The following is a 4,119-nucleotide window of genomic DNA, read 5'->3' as shown; positions in this document are numbered from 1 at the left end:
GGTTTAAAGATGCAAGAAGCTTTGACGCACGGGCAGCGCTGGCAGGAGAATATAATCTACAAGGTTTATCGCTCTGGACTGTTATGAGATTTGATGCCCAAATGTGGCTTATCATTAATACTCAATATTACATAGAGCGGCGCTTGGGGATTAGCTAAGCAATTATGTGATTTTATTGATATTCGATATAGTTGATAACATGAACTGAGGTATGGTAAAATTCTTATCATACGAAAGGCTCTTTATTATTAATGGAGCGTTTATTATATCATATAAAGATGTAAAGCTTATGTAATACAGCTTTATTATGAGCTATAATCAATTAATGAATAGTGCAACGATAAAAATAATTTGGGTAATAATAAATAATTTTATGACATTAATACAAGACAACAATGAAGTCATAATGGTGGAAAAAATGTTGGTCATATAATGAAACTGGCAATTGAGTGAACCAACATGATTAAACAAAAGGACTAAATGTTAGATTAAGGAAGGAAAAAACTGACTATGGACAATCAGGAAATTATTGATAAATTGACGAAGGTATGTATATGCAAAGGAGTTTCCAGACAAACAATAAAAAAGGCGATTACTGAAGGTGCAGATAGCGTTGAAAAAGTATGGAGGATGACGAATACTGGCAATGGCAGTTGTAAAGGAAAACGGTGCGGAGAAAAAATTCAGCAGATTTTGGATAATTGGGAAGAAGAGAAATAATAACTGCATTTACTCTAAATCCCATCCAAGTACCTCCATCTCATCAACTAACCGGATGAAAACATTGCTATACTAATTTGTTTAAAATGCCGTTGCAAAGGTGGTTTGCAACGGTATTTTTTAAAAAGTAAAGGAAAGTAGAAATAAGGAGGACTATGGCATCGGCAGATAGGAGGATTTGATACGGGGTATCTGCAAGGGCAAAAGAAGGAAACTGTGTGTGCAATCTTCCGGTGATTGGTGAGGAAAAGGAATATAAGGTGGTTATTATGTGAAGACGATGAATGACGCAGCGAAAGGGTTGGAAGACCTTTTTCGCTGCGTCATTCAATTTTTGTAAATTCAATGATAAGTCCATTGAAAATCTCAAGTTGCCTTGTGGTCAGTCCTTTGGTTACATATTTAGGTTTACTGTTGTGAAACTCCTTCATTAATGTATTTATGATACTGATCTGGCTGGTCGTTAAGTTATTGACCATAATTGTTTTCCCTTTTTCTTTCCCTGCCAGAAAATCCAGGCTTACATCAAAAAGTACAGATAAATCAATTAATGTCTCTAAGGTAGGCAATTTTTGATTGTTTTCATATTTGCTTATAAGTGATTTACTTTTATTGATCTTTTGTGCCAATTGTTCCTGAGAGTATCCCTTTTCTTTCCGTAACTGTTTTAACAGCTCTCCAAAATCATACATCATGAGCCTCCAATACCAGTTTTATTATTTGTTATTAGTATATAACGCCAACGTTGACTATTTGGAAACTTTGTAATAATATATAGTTGTTATTAGGAAACATTGGGGTTTTTGAGAACAATTATTCGTATATTATGGTATAATTTTCAGAGATAATACAAGAGATAAAAGAGGAAACACGTATGAAAATAGCTATATGCGATGATTGTCAGGAAGATATCAGACAACTGGAGGAGTGCATCAGAGAAAGCAAATTCTGCCCCCAAAACCAAGATTTTTGTGAGTATTCCAGCGGGGAGACTCTACTGGCTGATTATAGGGATTTCGATATTGTATTTCTGGATATGAAAATAGGGGAAGGAATGAATGGAACAATTACAGCTCAAAGTATACGAAGGCGTGATACAAAGGTAATTATTGTATTTTATTCTGATTTTGAATCACCAGCCAGCAGAATATCTTCGATACGGCCTTATGATTATCTGCTGAAGAGGTATTCGAAAGAAGAATTGTCCCAAAGTCTGGATATGGTATTGGAAGAAGTACAGAACAAGGAAGAGTCACCCAAGCTGCCTGTTGCATGTGATGGGAAAGTATTTATTTTACAGATATCAGATATTATATATATTCAAATCTATAAAAAAGGAAGCCAAATATGGCTGACAGATAAAAAAGCAGAGGAAATCTGGGGTGGTGCAGACTCTGAAAAAGAGCTTATACAAACGATTGAAACCAAAACGAAATTAAGGGAGTACTACCAGGAACTAAGAAATTACGGCTTTATTTATGCCAGTGAAAGCTATATCATCAATGTAGAGAAGGTCGTATCCCGGCAGAAAGATTTTGTTCGGATGGAGGGCGGCCATAATCTTACTGTGGTCAGAAGAATGAAAAAAGTATTTGATGAAGAACTTGGCAAATATTATGGAGTTAGGTATATTCGAGAGAGGATAAAAAGGGAATGAATATAGCACAAATTATATATGGGCCGGTGATGTACCTAAACTGCGTTTTTGAAATATTCTTATTGTACAACTTATTGGAAGGCGTATTCCGGCCGTACGAAGACCGAAAAAATATCAGGCTTCTGGAAATAACAGCATGCAGCACGGTGATTTTTTTAATCAACAGTTTAAATCTTCCTACTGTAAATTTATTTTGTGTACCACTTATGTATATATTCTTTGTATGGCTGATGTTTCGTATAGAACTAAAATATAATATTCTTTATGTTTTATTTTACTATGTGATTTTAGCGGTAACTGAATTTACATTTCATCATATCTATACTTTGCTGGAAATTGATGTCTCAAAAGCATATTTTAGTATGGTGCTTTTTTTAATCATTCAGAAGACATTTGAATTTGCAGTAGTACAGATTGTAAAAAAGCGGCACCAGGGCCCTTATGAAAGCGGCAGCTTTCAATATTTAAAATATTTATTTATACTTCCTATTGCATCTTTAGTTTTGCTGAATGGATTTTTATTACCAAAGCAATATTCCAGCGGCTATCTTTTGATCTGTATCGGTGGGGTTTTATTAATTATATCCAATGTAGTTGGTTTTTCTACGGTGGAAAAATTATTAAACGCAGAAAGAGTCGCCAGAGATGCGGAATTACTTGCGTTAAAAACAAAATTAGAAAGAAGCCACTATCAAAGGATGGAGGAAGTGAACCAGGATTATGCAGAATATTTACATGAAATGAGCCGCGTAATCCGGATCATGGAGCAGCTGGCATGCACAGAGGATAATGGTGCGGTTAAAGGAGCGATGGCGAAAGTTTCGCAGATGGGAAAAGCGTCTGTGAAACAATGCTATATCAGTGACCAGATCACCAACGCTATTTTTATAGAACGAGAGAAAAATGCCATTGATAAGGGCGTAGATTATCAGTTGGATATCCAATCGGGAATAGATGTGAACTTTATTGACGATTTAGATAAAATCAGTATGTTTGGAAATCTGCTTGACAATGCACTGGAGGCGGCCGAAGAATGTAATGAAGGTTATGTATTTGTAAGCTTATATAAGGGAAATGAAGCGCTTGTCATATTACGGATAGAGAATAATTTTAAAATCAGGCCCCATAAGATAGGAGAGAAATATTTTACCACAAAGATTGAAAAGAAAAAGCATGGTTTCGGGATCAAAAAGGTAGAAGAATTATCAGAAAAGTATGGAGGTATATTAAATTGTTATGAAGAGGGAGATACCTTTGTAGCGGTGTTAATGTTATCAAGCCTACCAAATTTGGCAAATTAACGACCAAATTCGGCCAAGCTATTGATTTCTCTGATAAAAACATGGTATGCTGAATAAAAATACATAGGGGGTATCTTTATGAGTAAAATAACGAAGAAGTTGAAAAGCCAAAATTGGACTGTTTTTATGATGAATGCTTTAGCACTGTTAGTGGTAACTCAGAATGTAAATGCAGCGTGTGCCTGGTTGCAGCATCAACCCGAGGTACCAGAGGAAGCCAAACGTTTTAGAAAATTTTAGGTGACAGCAAAAGCGATGATTGAAAAGTTAGCAAAAAAAGTTGTGACCTGGCAGGTTCAAAAAAATTATCTTTTAATAAAAGATGAAAAATTATATATATATGCATATGAGCTGCTAATTGGGCAGGCTGTCAATATATTGATTGCCTGCTTTTTGGCAATTGCTTTCCATGCATATACTACGGTTTTGATATTTTTGCTA

General features: G+C 35.2%; 6 protein-coding genes. 5 read left to right on the top strand and 1 reads right to left on the bottom strand.

Annotated elements, in window-relative coordinates; genetic code table 11:
* Nucleotides 1-510: 510 nt before the first annotated feature.
* Nucleotides 511-720: a (2Fe-2S)-binding protein gene (locus RT261_RS20870; protein WP_312500773.1), complete on the top strand. Its 210-nt coding sequence runs from the start codon at nt 511-513 to the stop codon at nt 718-720.
* A gap of 323 nt (nt 721-1,043) precedes the next feature.
* Here RT261_RS20870 and RT261_RS20865 read toward each other — a convergent pair whose 3' ends face one another.
* Complete coding sequence (locus tag RT261_RS20865) at nt 1,044-1,412, bottom strand: helix-turn-helix domain-containing protein (RefSeq protein WP_312442880.1); 369 nt, start codon at nt 1,410-1,412, stop codon at nt 1,044-1,046.
* Between the two features lie 182 nt (nt 1,413-1,594).
* Here RT261_RS20865 and RT261_RS20860 point away from each other — a divergent pair, with 182 nt between their 5' ends.
* From RT261_RS20860 to RT261_RS20845, 4 genes are all read left to right on the top strand, one after another.
* Nucleotides 1,595-2,377: a LytR/AlgR family response regulator transcription factor gene (locus tag RT261_RS20860; RefSeq protein WP_313135097.1), complete on the top strand. Its 783-nt coding sequence runs from the start codon at nt 1,595-1,597 to the stop codon at nt 2,375-2,377.
* Complete coding sequence (locus RT261_RS20855) at nt 2,374-3,678, top strand: GHKL domain-containing protein (protein WP_313135096.1); 1,305 nt, start codon at nt 2,374-2,376, stop codon at nt 3,676-3,678. The genes RT261_RS20860 and RT261_RS20855 overlap by 4 nt, the downstream gene beginning before the upstream one ends.
* A gap of 78 nt (nt 3,679-3,756) precedes the next feature.
* The gene (locus RT261_RS20850) at nt 3,757-3,918 is read left to right on the top strand and encodes a cyclic lactone autoinducer peptide (protein WP_312442885.1); all 162 of its coding nucleotides are present in this window, start codon (nt 3,757-3,759) and stop codon (nt 3,916-3,918) included.
* On the top strand, nt 3,919-4,119 hold a 201-nt coding region (locus RT261_RS20845), incomplete at its 3' end, for an accessory gene regulator B family protein (RefSeq protein WP_313135095.1).

Origin of the sequence: Anaerocolumna sp., assembly GCF_032079385.1 — a bacterium.
GTDB lineage: Bacteria > Bacillota > Clostridia > Lachnospirales > Lachnospiraceae > Anaerocolumna.
This window is presented reverse-complemented; position numbering and strand designations above follow the sequence as displayed.